The organism is Amycolatopsis ruanii (assembly GCF_003385175.1).
Classification (GTDB): Bacteria; Actinomycetota; Actinomycetes; order Mycobacteriales; family Pseudonocardiaceae; genus Amycolatopsis_E; species Amycolatopsis_E thermalba.
In genome coordinates this window covers 131,291-145,730 of the sequence record NZ_PQHY01000006.1, presented here as the reverse complement: position 1 = coordinate 145,730, position 14,440 = coordinate 131,291, and the positions used below count along the sequence as shown (strand labels likewise).

General features: G+C 71.9%; 14 protein-coding genes. 9 read left to right on the top strand and 5 right to left on the bottom strand.

Annotated features, from left to right (window positions below; translation table 11 throughout):
• Positions 1 to 116: 116 nt before the first annotated feature.
• The 5 genes from D0D28_RS36025 to D0D28_RS05345 all read left to right on the top strand — a co-directional run bounded on the left by D0D28_RS36025 (position 117) and on the right by D0D28_RS05345 (position 2,874).
• Entirely contained in the window at positions 117 to 284 is a 168-nt protein-coding gene (locus tag D0D28_RS36025; protein WP_020418820.1) for a hypothetical protein, read from the top strand.
• A 305-nt stretch (positions 285 to 589) separates the two neighbouring features.
• Positions 590 to 1,069, top strand: a complete 480-nt coding sequence (locus tag D0D28_RS05360) for a transcriptional regulator (protein WP_094008280.1) — start codon at positions 590 to 592, stop codon at positions 1,067 to 1,069.
• A gap of 128 nt (positions 1,070 to 1,197) precedes the next feature.
• Complete coding sequence (locus tag D0D28_RS05355; protein ID WP_094008279.1) at positions 1,198 to 2,088, top strand: murein transglycosylase; 891 nt, start codon at positions 1,198 to 1,200, stop codon at positions 2,086 to 2,088.
• Between the two features lie 23 nt (positions 2,089 to 2,111).
• On the top strand, positions 2,112 to 2,504 hold the full coding sequence (locus tag D0D28_RS05350) for a hypothetical protein (protein ID WP_116109933.1): 393 nt from the start codon (positions 2,112 to 2,114) through the stop codon (positions 2,502 to 2,504).
• A gap of 13 nt (positions 2,505 to 2,517) precedes the next feature.
• Positions 2,518 to 2,874, top strand: a complete 357-nt coding sequence (locus tag D0D28_RS05345) for a DUF3817 domain-containing protein (protein ID WP_094008277.1) — start codon at positions 2,518 to 2,520, stop codon at positions 2,872 to 2,874.
• Here D0D28_RS05345 and D0D28_RS05340 read toward each other — a convergent pair.
• From D0D28_RS05340 to D0D28_RS05320, 5 genes are read right to left on the bottom strand one after another with little or no spacing between them, the layout of a single operon-like run.
• Positions 2,840 to 3,703, bottom strand: coding sequence for a spermidine synthase (locus tag D0D28_RS05340; RefSeq protein WP_116109932.1), 864 nt, complete (start codon positions 3,701 to 3,703; stop codon positions 2,840 to 2,842). The genes D0D28_RS05345 and D0D28_RS05340 overlap by 35 nt on opposite strands.
• A complete protein-coding gene (gene speD / locus D0D28_RS05335) occupies positions 3,684 to 4,064 on the bottom strand; it encodes an adenosylmethionine decarboxylase (protein ID WP_116109931.1) in 381 nt (126 codons plus the stop codon). The genes D0D28_RS05340 and speD overlap by 20 nt, the downstream gene beginning before the upstream one ends.
• Complete coding sequence (locus tag D0D28_RS05330; protein ID WP_116109930.1) at positions 4,054 to 5,211, bottom strand: type III PLP-dependent enzyme; 1,158 nt, start codon at positions 5,209 to 5,211, stop codon at positions 4,054 to 4,056. The genes speD and D0D28_RS05330 overlap by 11 nt, the downstream gene beginning before the upstream one ends.
• Before the next feature lie 12 nt (positions 5,212 to 5,223).
• The gene (locus tag D0D28_RS05325; protein WP_116109929.1) at positions 5,224 to 6,822 is read right to left on the bottom strand and encodes a solute symporter family protein; all 1,599 of its coding nucleotides are present in this window, start codon (positions 6,820 to 6,822) and stop codon (positions 5,224 to 5,226) included.
• A gap of 4 nt (positions 6,823 to 6,826) precedes the next feature.
• Positions 6,827 to 7,243, bottom strand: a complete 417-nt coding sequence (locus tag D0D28_RS05320; RefSeq protein ID WP_094008272.1) for a DUF485 domain-containing protein — start codon at positions 7,241 to 7,243, stop codon at positions 6,827 to 6,829.
• Between the two features lie 877 nt (positions 7,244 to 8,120).
• Between D0D28_RS05320 and D0D28_RS05315 the strand changes: the two genes are divergently transcribed.
• Genes D0D28_RS05315 through D0D28_RS05300 form a run of 4 tightly spaced genes read left to right on the top strand, consistent with a single transcriptional unit; the run spans position 8,121 to position 14,280 of the window.
• Positions 8,121 to 12,521: a nitrate- and nitrite sensing domain-containing protein gene (locus D0D28_RS05315; RefSeq protein ID WP_116109928.1), complete on the top strand. Its 4,401-nt coding sequence runs from the start codon at positions 8,121 to 8,123 to the stop codon at positions 12,519 to 12,521.
• Entirely contained in the window at positions 12,518 to 12,958 is a 441-nt protein-coding gene (locus D0D28_RS05310; protein ID WP_094008270.1) for a roadblock/LC7 domain-containing protein, read from the top strand. Before D0D28_RS05315 ends, D0D28_RS05310 begins: the two co-directional genes overlap by 4 nt.
• A 7-nt stretch (positions 12,959 to 12,965) precedes the next feature.
• Positions 12,966 to 13,688 (top strand): DUF742 domain-containing protein, encoded by a 723-nt coding sequence (locus D0D28_RS36020; protein ID WP_116109927.1) that lies wholly within the window; start codon positions 12,966 to 12,968, stop codon positions 13,686 to 13,688.
• Positions 13,669 to 14,280 carry a GTP-binding protein gene (locus tag D0D28_RS05300; RefSeq protein WP_094008268.1) on the top strand — a complete coding sequence of 204 codons (612 nt, stop codon included), beginning with the start codon at positions 13,669 to 13,671 and terminating at the stop codon, positions 14,278 to 14,280. Before D0D28_RS36020 ends, D0D28_RS05300 begins: the two co-directional genes overlap by 20 nt.
• Positions 14,281 to 14,440 lie beyond the last annotated feature (160 nt).

Genomic DNA, 14,440 nt, shown 5'->3' with positions numbered 1-14,440 from the left:
CACAACGCCCAGCCATCCGTGTGAAGGGGTGTCGAAAACGTCCCGGTGACGGCAGGATTGCCGTTGATCGGGGGGAACCAGGCCCGCGGGTCCAGTGCAGCGAGGGGAACACGGCCATGTCGGCGAACACCAAGAAGATCGTCATCGTGGCCGTCGTCGCGCTTGTGTTGTTCTTCCTGATCACCCGTCCCACCGAGTCCGCCGAGGTGGTGCGCAGCGCGCTGGGCTGGCTCCGGGACGGTGCCGAAGCCATCGTGACCTTCGTCCGCAGCCTCTTCTCCTGACCCCATCCGGCCACGGCCGGCACCGCCTCGCCGCGGTGCCGGCCGTGGCCGTGCGCGTTCCGTGGACAACTACGCAAAGTCATCAATCCTGGCATCAGAGGGGCACTGTTCGACCATCCGGGTGGATTGCCGTGATTAACGCGCTGGTCGCCGAATTCCTTGCCCGGAACCTCTGGCGCGACGGCCCGAATTCCCCCTACGGTGCTCACATTGCGTGACCGGCCGGTTCTCACGGGCGAAACGGTCGATCGCTTCGATCATCGCCGTTCGATGGTGGCTTTCAGTTGGGGCACAAGGAGGCAGGGATGACCGGAGATCCCGGGGTGGATGCGGTGATTGCCCAGTGGGCGTCCGAGCTCGAGCGCACGCCCGAGGAGATGGAGGCCGACCGGATCGCCTCCGCCTGGCTCGCCGAACTGCCGCAGCAACCACCAGGGATCCCCGGCCAGCGCGCCCGCACCGGCACCCGCACGTGGAAGCCGGTCGAGTCGGCCGACCCGGACTACCTTGACGCGATGCAGGAACGGCTGCCCGATGTGCCGGTCGACCTGCTCGTCGCGGCCGCCGGCTGGTGGCAGATGGTCGGCGACATCGAGGAGGCCAAGGCCTGGTGGGACGCCGGCATCAGCCCGCTCGACCAGCGCGCCCTGGACTACCGGTCCGCCGGCCTCACCCCGTCCGACCTGTCCCGTCGTCTCGGCCCGATGACGGTCCTGCAGCACCTGCGCCGCGGCAGCGCCCCGGCCTGGTGCGTCGCCCGGCTCGCCCGCCAGCGCGCCAGCTGACCGTCGTGGCCGCGTAACGTCAGGAAACGCGGCCTCGTTGGTCAGGTGAGGCTTTAGCGCTCGCTTGACATCGGCGCACCTATCGTCGGCGCGCGAAGCGTGCGGGCGACAGGTGGGAGGCAAGGTTCTTGGACACGGAGCAGATCGAGCACGACCCTGCGGACGTGTCCACCGGTGACGATCCCGCGGCCCGGCCCGCCCGGGCCGCGCCCGCGATGCTCGGCAGGCTCGCGGTCGTGGTGCTGGTGCTGGCCGCGGCCGTCGGCGGGATCTGGACGACCAGCGCGGTCACCCGTCCCGGCCGCACCGAGACCACCACCGAGATCCCCGACCTGGCCAACGCCGCGGCGCAGGTCGAACCCGGTTCGGCCGCCCCGGTGAGCGTGACCGTCGAGGGCACGCCCGCCGCGCAGACCCAGCCGCAGCAACAACCCCAGCAGCAACAGCAGTCCGGCGGCGGGGACCTGCTCTCGCGGTGGGCGGCCCAGGTCGCCGACGTCACCGGCATCCCGGCCCGCGCGCTCGTCGCCTACGGCAACGCCGAGCTGGAGATGCGGGCCACGCAGCCGAAGTGCCGGCTGTCCTGGGCCACGCTCGCCGGCATCGGCCGGGTCGAGTCCAACCACGGCCAGTACGGCGGCGCGGTGCTGCAGGCCAACGGGCTGCCGTCGAAGGCGATCGTCGGCGTCCCGCTGGACGGCTCGCCCGGCATCAAGGCGATCGGCGACAGCGACGGCGGCCGGTTCGACGGCGATCCGGTGTACGACCGGGCGGTCGGGCCGATGCAGTTCCTGCCCAGCACGTGGGCCCGCTACGGCGGCGGCTACAACCCGCAGCAGATCGACGCCGCCGCGCTCGCCGCCGCCAAGTACCTGTGCGTCGGCAGCCGCGACATGGCCAGCGCGAACGGCTGGTGGTCGGGAATCCTGTCGTACAACAACTCGGTCGACTACGCGCAGAAGGTGTTCGGCCTGGCCGACGCCTACGCCAAGGCCGCCCAGGTCGTCAAGGTCTCCTGACCCGCGGGTGCTAGCGTCGTGGTGTGCCCACGGGTCTGTTCACGCCGCGCCGGATCGCGATCGGCGTCCTGTGCGTCGCCGCGTTCGCGGTGTGCTGCGGGCTGGCCTGGTGGCAGTGGAACCGGTTCGAATCGGCGAGCGGCTCGTTCCAGAACCTCGGTTACGTGCTGCAGTGGCCGCTGTTCGGGGTGTTCCCGGCGTTCCTGGTGTGGCGGATCTGGAAGCTGCGCCGCGAGGCGGCCGACGAGGACGCCCGGCCGGAGGAGTCGCGTGCCGAGTGGGGCCACCAGCCGGTGAGCGAGGTGCCGGCGCCCCGGGTGCGGCGGCAGCTCCCGGCCGAGGACGAGGACCCCGAGCTCGCCGCCTACAACCGCTACCTGGCCGAGCTGCACGCCCGCGACCAGCGCGAGAGTTAGAAAGGCAGACCTGATGGTGGACACGGACGAACGCGAAGGCGCCCCGGCCGCGAAGGCCGCGCCGGCCCTGCGGGGACCGCTGCTGCGCTACCGCGTGCTGGCCTACGCCACCGGTATCGCGCTGCTGCTGCTCACGGCGGCCTTCATCCTCAAGTACGCGTTCGACTCGCCGGGGATGATGAGCTGGGCCGGTGTCAGCCACGGCATCTTCTACATGGTCTACCTGGTGTTCGCGGTCGACCTGGCGCTCAAGGCGCGGTGGTCGATCAAGGGCACGATCCTGGTGCTGCTCGCGGGCACCATCCCGTTCCTGTCGTTCGTCGCGGAGCGGTCGGTCACGCACCGCGTCCAGGCGGGGCGCAAGCTCTGAGCGAGTAGGGCACCACGGTCGACCCGCGCAGGGTGTCCGCGTCCAGCGTCGCCGGGGTGAAGCCGTCCAGGTGGGCGATCATCGTGCCCACCGGGTCGGCCACCTCGTCCACGCGGCCGGACAGGAACGCCCACTCGTGCTCGTCGCTGCCGTAGTACACCGGCGTGGCGAACACCTCGGTGAACCGGGCCCAGGCGATCCGCAGCGTCTCGTTGCGCCACAGCGTCGGGCAGCCGCCCTGGCAGCAGACCACCCCGCCGGGCGCGAGCAACCCGGCGCACCGCCGCAGGAAGTCCGCGCCGTAGAGCCGGTTGTGCTGGGCCCGCGGATCGGTGTTCTCGTCCGGCAGGTCGATCACCACCAGGTCGTACCCGCCCGGCGACGACTCCACGAACGAGAACCCGTCGGCGTAGTGCACCCGCACCGGCCCCTCGCCGCGCTCGGCGGCCTCCAGCTCCTCGGCCGTGTAGCCGTAGGGGAGCAGCGAAGCGCACGTACGCACGGCCACCCGGTCGATGTCGACGTGGTCGACCTGCGACGCGCCGAACGCCACCGCCAGCTGGCTCGCCACGCCCTCGCTCGACCCGATGATCAGCACCCTGCGCAACCGCTCGGCCAGCAGCATCGCCGGCACCATCAGCGCCTCGTGGTAGACGAGCTGGCTCGCCTCGGTGCTCTGCCGCTCGTCGTCGCAGAACAGCGACACGCCCTGGGCCGTCCGGCCGATCAGCAGCCGCTGGAACCCGGTGTGCTCGTCGAACAGCACCTCCGGCACGTCCCACACCCGCGACAACCCGGGGCCCAGGGGCTCAACGATCTGCCGTGACATGCTTCTCCCCGCGCTCGACGACCGACATCTCCACCTCGGCGGTGCCCAAAGCGGCGGCCAGCAGGCGCACCGCGAGCACCGGATCCGCCTGGTCCCCGCACGTGAACACGTCCGCGAACACCGCCCCGATCTCCGGGTAGGTGTGCACCGAAGCGTGCGACTCGGCCAGCAGCGCCAGCACCGTCACGCCCTGCGGCTCGAACCGGTGGCCGACCACCTCGCGGACCGTCGCCCCGGCTTCGGTCACCGCGGTCCGCAGCGCGTCGCGCAGGAACGCCGGATCGTCCAGCAGGCCCGGGTCGATGCCGCGCAGCTCGGCCAGGACGTGCCGTCCGGCGAACGCGCCGATCTCACGTGCCATCGGCGAGGGTGCCTCCTTCCAGGCAGTAGGTGCGCAGGGGCGGGATCCCGTTGAACGCCACCGACGAGTAGCTCGCCGTGTAGGCGCCGGCGTCGAGGATGTCGAGCCGGTCCCCGGCGCGCAGCGACAGCGGCAGCTCGTAGGGAGTCCGTTGGTACAGCACGTCGTCACCGTCGCACGTCGGCCCGGCCAGCACGACGGGACCCCGCTCACCGTGCGAGTCCAGCGGCTCCAGCCGGTAGGGGATGGCCTCGTTCTCGGTCTCGGCCAGGCCGTTGTACCGGCCGATGTCGAGGTAGACCCACCGCCGCCCGAACCGGGTCGACACCAGCACGACCTCGGTGCGGATCAGCCCGGCCTCGGCGACCACGGCCCGGCCCGGTTCGAGCAGCACCTCCGGCTCGTCGGGGAAGTACGCCGCCACCGCGGCCCGGATCGTGCGGGCGTAGGCGGCGAGCGACGGCACGGCCTGCCGGTAGGTGATGCCGAAACCGCCACCGATGTTCAGGCGCCGCAGCCGCACCCCGCGCGCGGCGCAGTCGGCGAAGATCTTGGCGGCCGCGGCGATCCCGGCCTCCCACGCCTGCGGTTCCGGCTGCTGCGAGCCGACGTGGAAGGCGATCCCGGCCGTGTCCAGGCCCAGCCGGTCCGCCTCCACCAGCAGGTCGGCCGCGCGGCCCGGCTCGCAGCCGAACTTCTGCCCGAACGGCGTCGCCGACGCCGGGCCGTCCACCAGGATCCGCACCGACACCGACGCGCCCGGTGCGTGCGCGGCCAAGGCGGCCAGGTCGCCCTCGGCGTCGGTGGTGAAGTCCCGCACCCCGCGCGACCAGGCGAACGCGATGTCGGCCGGCTTCTTGATCGTGTTCCCGTAGGACAGGGCCGCGGGCTCGGCGCCGGCCGCCAGGCACGCCTCGATCTCGGCCGGGCTCGCCACGTCGAACCCGCCGCCCGCGCCCAGCACGGCCCGCAGCACCGCCGGCTCCGGGTTCGCCTTCACCGCATAACACAGACGGGCGTGCGGGAACTCGCCGAGGAGCTCCCGCACGCGCGTGGCGACCGCGTCGGTGTCCACGACCAGGCACGGCGTCGGCACGTCGTGCGCGGCCAGGAAGCGCCGGATCCGGCCGAGGCTTCGGGGTGTCACCCCCGAAGCGTCTCAGGAGCCGATGCCGGTCAGCGAACGGACCTCCATCTCGGCGTGCTTGCGCGGGTCGGCCTTGTCCTTGGCGAGGATCGTGCCGAGGAAGCCGCACAGGAACGAGAACGGGATCGACACCAGCCCCGGGTTCTTCAGCGGGAACCAGTGGAAGTCCACGCCCTTGATGATCGAGTCCGGCGAACCGGACACCACCGGCGAGAAGATCACCAGCACCAGGCAGGCGCCCAGGCCGCCGTAGATGGCCCACAGCGTGCCCGTGGTGTTGAACCGCTTCCAGAACAGCGAGTACAGCAGCGTCGACAGGTTCGCCGAGGCCGCGACCGCGAACGCCAGCGCGACCAGGAACGCGATGTTCTGCCCGTTGGCGAGGATGCCGCCGAGGATCGCCAGCACCCCGATCACGATCGCGGTGAGCCGCGCCACCCGCACCTCGTCGACCGGGTCGGCGTGGCCGCGCTTGAAGATGTTGGCGTACACGTCGTGGGCGAAGGATGCCGACGCGGTCAGCGTCAGGCCGGCCACGACCGCCAGGATCGTCGCGAACGCCACCGCGGCGATGATGCCCAGCAGCAGGGTGCCGCCGATGTGCAGGGCCAGCAGCGGCGCCGCGGAGTTCTCGGCGTCGGGCGCGGCCTTGATCGCGTCGGTGCCGACCAGCGCGGCCGCGCCGAAGCCGATGACCAGGGTGCACAGGTAGAACACGAACATGCAGGCGGTGGCCCACACGACCGAGCGGCGCGCCTCCTGCGAGTTCGGCACGGTGTAGAAGCGCATCAGCACGTGCGGCAGGGCGGCCGCGCCCAGGATCAGCGCGATGGCCAGCGACACGAAGTCCAGCTTCGTGGTGCCGTTCGCGCCGTACTGGCCGCCCGGCTCGAGCAGCTTGTCGCCCATCGGGCTGTGGTAGGCGGCCTGGGAGAGCAGGTTCGACAGGCTGAAGCCGAACTTGCCGAACAGGAACACGGTCATCAGCACCGCGGACAGGATCAGGATGCCGGCCTTGATGATCTGCACGTAGGTGGTGCCTTTCATGCCGCCGACCAGCACGTACAGCACCATGACGATGCCCACCACGGCGATGATCAGGGCCTGGCCGAAGCCGCCGTGGATGTCCAGCAGCAGCGCGATCAGGCCACCGGCGCCGGCCATCTGGGCCAGCATGTAGAACAGCGAGATCACCAGGGTCGACGTCGCGGCGGCGGCGCGCACCGGGCGCTGCTTCATCCGGAAGCTCAGCACGTCGCCCATGGTGAAGCGGCCGGTGTTGCGCAGCAGCTCCGCGATGAGCAGCAGGTCCACCAGCCAGGCGACCAGGAAGCCGATCGAGTAGAGGAACCCGTCGTAGCCGTGCACGGCGATCGCGCCGGCGATGCCGAGGAACGACGCGGCCGACAGGAAGTCGCCGGAGAGCGCGATGCCGTTCTGCCGCCCGGTGAACGCGCTGCCCGCGGCGTAGTAGTCGGAGCGGGAGGAGTTCCGGCTGCTCACGCGGTACACCACGAACAGCGTGATGGCGACGAACAACGCGAAGACGGCGATGTTGAGGACCGGGTTGCTGGCCGCGGTCGCGGTGCCCGCGGCGAGAAGGTGGGTCATCGGGTTACTGCACTCCTGCCTGCTGGCGGACCTCGTCCACGGCGGGGTCGATGCGGCGCCGGGCGAACCGCAGGTACGCGGCCGTGATCAGGGCGGTCGAGACGAACTGCAGGATCCCCAGCACGATCGCGACGTTGACCTCGCCGAAGACCTTGATGCTCATGAAGTCGTGCGCGTACGCGGCGAGCAGCACGTAGACCAGGTACCAGAGCACGAACGCCAGGCTCATCGGGAACACGAACCGCCGGAACCGCCCCCGCAGCTCGCCGAACTCGGGGCTGCGCTGGATCGCGACGAAGTCGGGACCGGCCGGACGCCGCGGCGCGGGCGGCGGTTGCTCGCTGGGGTTGCCGAACAGCGGCCGCATCTGCCCCGTGTCTTCCCCGGGGCGCGTCGCGGCGGTGGGGGCGACGTTCTGCATCTCTGCCTCCCGGCAAGCGAGCGAAGTCGGTGAAACTCTTTCAGTGGGCGCACATGCTAACTACGCCGACCTGGGCCTCCGACATCGGAGGACCTCTTCAGAGTGAAGCGGGCCTGGGCCACCCGGACGGGTTAATCCGCTGATCGGGCGAAAGGCGGGCGGGATTCCGCCGAAGCACGTAACCGGCAGTGAGGTGACGCGGGGTGCCGTCCCTGGAAGGGGTGAGGCGCGCGATACCGCGTAACACCGCGGCGGTGGTGAAAAAGCGCTGGCCAGACGTGGTGACCGGGCAGAAATCCACATCACAGCGAAAGCCACAAGATCGGGGGGTATTCGGCTCGCCGGACACGGGGCGTCCGCACGGTCGGTGTGGATTTTCCGCTTCGTCCCAGTCAGCTCTGGGCTAAGTGGGTGACAGGTCCACGGTGTGGGTGTGCCCTGCGGTAACCGGAAACCGCGCTTCTGGCGCCCTGACAAGGCATTTCGCGTAAACCCCTGGTCACCAGCGGTATTTCCGCAGGTCAGCACCGCCAGGTTCGGCGGGCTTCGGTGGGGCCCGTTTGGTGTACGCTTCCTGGGCCACGCTGACTCGCTGTGACCGAGCGTAAACCGGTGTTGTGCGCCGCATCGTGCACACCGCATGATGCACCGGCAACGGCGCCGGGCCGGTCCGGCGGGACGGCGGGCGGCCGGGACAGCGCCGTCGGCTGGGGCTGCAAGAGAAGCGACGAGTTCCACCCGTGATGAGGAGAGCCATGCGGTTGAGGTCACGCGGTGCCGCCGCCGTGCGCTCCGGCACGGGTCCGGCCCACCACGCACAGCAGACGCCGGACAGGGAGTCACCTTCGTGACCGTTGCAGGACAGGGCCAAGTGCCTGTGGGACAGCTCCTCGGCCAGCAACCGGAGGAGCCGTCGAAGTGGGCCACGCTCACGCGCTGGCGGGACTGGCGGCTGTCCGCCAAGCTCGCCGCCGTGTCCCTGGTGCCCATCGTGGTCGCCCTGGTGCTGGGCGGGATCACCATCGGCAACCAGGTCGAGCGCTCCGGCAACTACGAGCGGATGAACCGGCTGGTCGAGCTGAACGGCGCGGTCCGCACGCTGGTCGACGCCCTGCAACAGGAGCGCACCGAGACCGCGGCGCTGCTCACCCAGGGCACCGTCGGCAGTTCCCCGCGGCTGGACGCCGCCCGGCAGCTGGTGGACAGCGCCACCGGCCCGCTCGCCGGCGCCACCGGGCACGCCGCGGACGCCGACGACGGCATCCGCGCGCCCGGCGAGGCCGCCGCGGCCGCCGTCGGCCGTCTGCCCGAGGTGCGCCGCCAGGTCGCCGAGGGCCGCCTCGACGCGGTGCAGGCGCTGGCCGCCTACAGCGAGATGACCGAGTCGCTGATCGGCCTGGACACCTCGCTGGTCGCCGGCATCGGCGACGACGCCATCGGCGGCACGCCGAGCGCGCTGCACGACGTGCTGGTGGTGAAGGAAGAGGCGTCCATCGCCCAGTCGCTGCTCGGCTACGGCATCGCGCGCGGCAACCTCACCCCGAGCCAGCTCAACGACCTGCGCACGGCCGAGCTGCGGCTGACCGACCGGCTCGTCGACTTCCGCGCCGCGGCCGGCTCCGCGCAGGAGGCGTTGTTCGACCGCACGGTGATGGGCCAGGACTTCAACACCCGCAGCCGCCTGGTCAACGACCGGCACGCCGCCGAGGGCGCCTCCGTGCCGAGCGCATTGCGCGGCATCTCGGCCCAGCAGTGGACCGCGGTGTCGGCGTCGGTGATCGCCGCGTTGAACACCGTCAGCGACAGCCTGGGCGACGAGCTCACCGCGACCTCCGCGGACCTCGCGGACAGCGCGGGCACCGACGCCGGCCTGCTCGCGGTGCTGCTGTTCCTCGCGCTCGTGGTCACCGCCGCGGTCGTCATCCTCATCACCCGCCAGCTGCTGCACTCGCTGCGCGTGCTGCGGGCCGGCGCCCTGGACGTCGCCGACCGGCAGCTGCCTGCCGCGGTGCGCAACATCCAGGAGGGCCGCGAGCAGACCACCGACGTGCAGCCGGTGCCGGTCGGCACGAAGGACGAGATCGGCGAGGTGGCCAAGGCGTTCGACGCGGTGCACAGCCAGGCGCTGCGGCTCGCGGTCGAGCAGGCCAACATGCGCACCGGCTACAGCAGCGTGTTCGTCAACCTCTCGCGCCGCAGCCAGAGCCTCGTGCAGCGGCAGCTGCAGCTGATCGAGCGGCTGGAGCGGGACGAGGAGGACGCCGACCAGCTCGCGACGCTGTTCCAGCTGGACCACCTGGCGACCCGCATGCGGCGCAACAACGAGAACCTGATGGTGCTCTCCGGCGCCGAGCCGGGCCGCCGCTCCGGCCAGCCGGTCACCACCTCCGACGTGCTGCGCGCCGCGGTGTCGGAGATCGAGCAGTACCAGCGGGTCGTGGTGCAGACCCCGCCGGACGCGCGCATCGTCGGGTTCGCCGCGAGCGACCTGATGCGCCTGGTCGCCGAGCTGCTGGACAACGCGACCGCGTTCTCCGCGCCGGAGACCCACGTGACGGTCACGACCCGCGCGAACGACCAGGGCGGCCTGGTCATCGACATCATCGACCAGGGCATCGGGATGAACGAGGCCGAGGTCGCCGAGGCCAACGCCCGGCTGACCGAGGCGGGCACGGTTGACCTCGCGACCTCGCGCCGGATGGGCCTGTTCGTGGTCGGCCGCCTCGCCGGGCGGCACAACATCGGGGTGGTCCTGCACGGGGGCAAGGACATCGCCGGGGTGCGGGCGACCGTCACCGTGCCCGCGGACCTGGTCATGGACCTGCCCGCGCCGGCCCCGGCCCAGCCGGACCCGTCGGCCGCGCTGCCGCGGCGGCGCACGGTCAACGGTGCGGGGCGGCCGGAGGCGCTGGCGAGTTTCGGTCAGGCGCCGACGCCCGGGGATGGTGCGAACGCCCCGTCGTGGGCGCAGAACGGGCACTCCGGGGTGCTGCCGCCGCGGCCGCCGTCGGACCTGGAGATCTCCGGGACCGCGTTGTTCACGCCGATCCCCGCGGAGGGTGCGGAGCCGTCGCCCGCGCCCGAGGCGCCTGCCGAGCCGGAGCCGACGCCGGCCTCGGATGAGCTGCCCAGCGGGAAGGCGTTGTTCGCGGCGAACAGCAGCCCGTTGTCGGAGTGGTGGAGCTCGGCGGCGAACGAGCCGAAGCCGGCCACGCCGCCGCCGTCGCGCCGCGAGACGACGCCGATCTTCGACGAGACCCTGTCGGCGTGGTTCCGCAGCGACGATCCGCCGGCGGCTGCGAAGGTGGCCTCGACGGCGGGTGAGTCCACTTCGGACGAGCCGGAGAGCGCCAAGGCGGCCAGCGGCTGGGACTTCGCGGTCGACGAGAACTGGCGCGCGGTCCAGGCGGCGTCCCAGGTGGAGCCGAAGACCTTCACCGACGCGGGCCTGCCGAAGCGCCGCCGCGGGGAGCAGCTGCTGCCCGGCAGTGCCGCCGCGGAGACCCCGGAGCCGAACCCGCAGCGGGAGATGCCGGTCCGCGACCCGGCCGACGTGCGGGGCCGGCTGAGCAGCTTCCAGCACGGCGTGAACCGCGCCCGCCACGCGAAGCGGGACCAGTCCGCGGAAGCCGCTGCGGGGCGGGAAAGCGCTACCAGCGCGGACGGAGACACTGCGACTACGCAGGGCAGCGCGGGTGCGGGCAGTGCCGCGCCGGGAGCTGCTGCTGCGGCGGGGACTGCTGCTGTGCCGGGATCCGCTGGGCAGGGGAGTGCCCCCGTGCCGGGCAGCGCCGCCGCGCAGGGGACTGGCGCAGTGCAGGAGGGTGCTGCCGCGCAGGAAGCTGCTGCGCAGGGGGATGCTGCTGCGAAGGCGAGCGCCGCGACGCAAGGGGTTAGCGCTGCGCAGGCGGGTGCCGCTGCGAAGGCGAGCGCCGCGGCGCAGGAAGGTGCCGCGGCGCAGCGGGAAAGCGCTGCCACTCCGGCGGAGGGCACCGCCGCCGGGACGGCGCAGCCGGAGACCGGCCTGCCGCGCCGCAAGCCGCGCCCGGGCGCGGAGGCGCCGCAGCTGGACAGCGGCCTCCCGCAGCGCGAGCCGAAGAGCACCGAGGCGACGGAGAGCGGACTACCCCGCCGCAAGCCGAAGGCCGGCGCGCAGGCGAAGGAAGCCGAAGGCGCCGAGGCCGCTCTCCCGAAGGCGAAGGATGCGGACGGCTCGTCGAAGCCCACCGCCACGGACAGCGGCCTGCCACGCCGCCAACCGAAACCCGAGCCAAAGCCCGAGCCCACCGCCACGAACAAGGGCCCCGAGCTACCCCAGCGCGAACCGAAGCCGTCCGCGGAGCCTCAGCCGGAGCCCGGCCTGCCGCAGCGTCAGGCGAAGCCTGCGGCGGGCGCGGACGCTCAGCCGGAGCCCGATTTGCCGCAGCGCCAGCCGAAGCCTGCCGAGAGCGGCCTGGCGCAGCGCCCGCCGGCCGAGACGGCTGCTGCTGCCGGGGCGGAGCCCGGCCTGCCGCAGCGGCAGCCGAAGTCTGCCGAGAGCGGCCTGCCGCAGCGCCAGCCGAAGCCTGCCGAGAGCGGCCTGGCGCAGCGCCCGTCGGCCGAGACGGCTGCTGCTGCCGGGGCGGAGCCCGGCTTGCCGCAGCGCCAGCCGCAGCCTGCCGAGGGTGCCGAAGCTCAGCCGGAGAACGGTTTGCCCCAGCGGCAGCCGGCCTCGGGGCAGGCCGAGAACGGCCTGCCCCGGCGCCAGCCGCGGCCGGTGGAGGGCACCGGGCTGTTCCAGCGTCCGGGCACCGGCGAGGGCACCGGCCTCTTCCAGAGGCCCGAACGCGCCGGTGCCCAGCAGCCCGGACCCGCCGGCGACCTACAGCCCGGACCCGGCGGCGGCCAGCAGCCCGAACCCGCCCGCGCCCAGCAGTCCGGACCCGGCGGCGGCCAGCAGTCCGGATCCACCCCGGACCGCCAGCCGGCCGGAGCGGAGGGTGTCCCGGGTGGCGCCTGGTCGTTCGCCTCGGACGAGAGTTGGGCGGCGGTTCAGACCGTCTCCTCGTCGTCGCCGTCGAACTTCACCGCGGCGGGGCTGCCCAAGCGGCGCCGCGGTGAGCAGTTGCTGCCCGGCAGCGCCCTGTCCCCGGGGGCGCCCGCCCCGGCACCGCGGACACGCCGTGACCCGCAGGATGTGCGTGGCAGGCTGAGCAGTTTCCAGCAAGGTGTTCAGCGTGGAAGGCACCGGACCGCTCAGTCCGCCGACCCCGAACAAGGAACCATGGAGGGTGAATGACCACGCCGCAGCCACAGAACCAGTTCGGATGGCTGGTCAATGATTTCGCCGAGCGTGTGCCTGGCGTAGCGCACGCGGTGGTCGTTTCGGCCGACGGCCTGCTGCTGACCGCTTCGAACCGGTTGCCGCTCGACCGCGCCGACCAGCTCGCCGCGGTGGCCTCCGGGCTCGTCAGCCTGACCCAGGGCGCGGCGCGGTGCTTCGAAGCCGGTGCGGTCAACGAAACCGTCGTGGAGATGGAACTCGGGATCATGATCCTGATGTCCATCAGCGACGGCTCGTGCCTGGCGGTCCTGGCCGCCCCGAACTGCGACATCGGCCAGGTCGCCTACGAGATGACCATGCTGGTCGACCGGGTGGGCCAGATCCTCACCCCCGAACTGCGGGCTCAGCTGCAGGGAGCCGGTGGCCCCCTGATCGGTGAACCGGTGGGATGATGCCGACATGACCACGGGATCCGAGAGTGGCTCCCCATCCGGCGGCGAACCGGAGCCGACGTTCGCCGACGTGATGAACAGCTTCAGCCTGGACTCCGGGCGTGGCCGCTGGAAGCGCAAGAAGCAGCGCGACCAGCAGCCCGGGACCGAAACGGCCGAGGCCCCCGAAGCACCGCAGGCCGAGCAGGCGCCGCCGGTGCCCCAGCCGTCACCGCAACCGGCACCCGCGCCGCGACCGGAGCCGGAGCACCCGGCCCGGCCGGCGAGCCTCTTCGACTCCTCGCCGGGCAGCGGGTTCTTCGACCCGGTGCAGCCCCCGCAGCCGGCCCCGCGCGTGCCGTCGCGCCGCGAGGAGCCGGAGCTCCACCCCGCCGAGGAGACCGCGGTGGTGCGCCCCTACGCGCTCACCGGCGGCCGCACCAAGGCCCGGGTCGCCCTGGAACTGGAGACGCTGATCTCCGTCCAGGACGCCGTCCTCGCCCGGCTCGACGCCGGCGCGCTGACGGTGCAGTTCGAGCACCGCTCGATCATGGAAGAATGTCGTACACCGCGGTCGGTCGCGGAGGTCGCAGCGCTGCTGCGGGTCCCGATCGGCGTGGCCAGAGTCCTCATCAGCGACGCCGCCGATGCTGGTCTGGTCACCGTGCACCGCACGGTGTCGACCAACGACGACGCCGAGGCGCATCTCATGTTGATGGAAAGGGTGTTGAGTGGACTCCGTCGGCTTTAAGGCACCGCGGCAGGCCGCGCCGCAGACCATGACCTCGGCGAAGATCGTGGTCGCCGGTGGTTTCGGTGCCGGCAAGACCACCTTCGTCGGCTCGGTCTCGGAGATCGTGCCGCTCACCACCGAGGCGATGATGACCGACGCGAGCCGCGGCATCGACAACCTCGACCAGACACCCAACAAGGCCACCACCACCGTGGCCATGGACTTCGGCCGGGTGTCGCTGGACAAGGACCTGATCCTGTACCTGTTCGGCACGCCCGGTCAGCAGCGGTTCTGGTTCATGTGGGACGACCTGGTCCGCGGCGCGATCGGTGCCGTGGTGCTCGCGGACACGCGGCGGCTGGCGGACTCGTTCGCGCCGGTCGACTTCTTCGAGGACCGCAGGCTGCCCTACATCATCGGCGTCAACACGTTCGACGGGCAGCTGCACCACGAGCTGAGCGACGTGCGCGAGGCGCTGGCGATCGACGAGAGCATTCCGATCGTGCGCTGCGACGCCCGCGACCGCGAGTCGACCAAGCAGACGCTGATCACGCTGGTCGAGTACGCGATGCGGCAGTGGATCGCGATGCGCACGGCCGGCGCGCGCTGACGCCGGCGAGGTAGCTGGGGAAGTGCCGGGCGGGGGCCCGGCACCCGTCCGGACGACGCCGTCGTCGTGCTGTCCGCCTTCTGAATCGTTACGGTCCCGCGCTGGATGTCGCCGCGGTCACGCTTGGGTTTGCGATAGTAGGAAGTCCAAGTATTTTTGA

Excerpts from the sequence above, each read along its gene's own strand:
- D0D28_RS36025 (WP_020418820.1), top strand. The coding sequence starts at position 117 with ATGTCGGCGAACACCAAGAAGATCGTCATCGTGGCCGTCGTCGCGCTT.
- D0D28_RS05360 (WP_094008280.1), top strand. The coding sequence starts at position 590 with ATGACCGGAGATCCCGGGGTGGATGCGGTGATTGCCCAGTGGGCGTCC.
- D0D28_RS05345 (WP_094008277.1), top strand. The coding sequence starts at position 2,518 with ATGGTGGACACGGACGAACGCGAAGGCGCCCCGGCCGCGAAGGCCGCG.
- D0D28_RS05340 (WP_116109932.1), bottom strand. The coding sequence starts at position 3,703 with ATGTCACGGCAGATCGTTGAGCCCCTGGGCCCCGGGTTGTCGCGGGTG.
- speD (WP_116109931.1), bottom strand. The coding sequence starts at position 4,064 with ATGGCACGTGAGATCGGCGCGTTCGCCGGACGGCACGTCCTGGCCGAG.
- D0D28_RS05325 (WP_116109929.1), bottom strand. The coding sequence starts at position 6,822 with ATGACCCACCTTCTCGCCGCGGGCACCGCGACCGCGGCCAGCAACCCG.
- D0D28_RS05320 (WP_094008272.1), bottom strand. The coding sequence starts at position 7,243 with ATGCAGAACGTCGCCCCCACCGCCGCGACGCGCCCCGGGGAAGACACG.
- D0D28_RS05310 (WP_094008270.1), top strand. The coding sequence starts at position 12,518 with ATGACCACGCCGCAGCCACAGAACCAGTTCGGATGGCTGGTCAATGAT.
- D0D28_RS36020 (WP_116109927.1), top strand. The coding sequence starts at position 12,966 with ATGACCACGGGATCCGAGAGTGGCTCCCCATCCGGCGGCGAACCGGAG.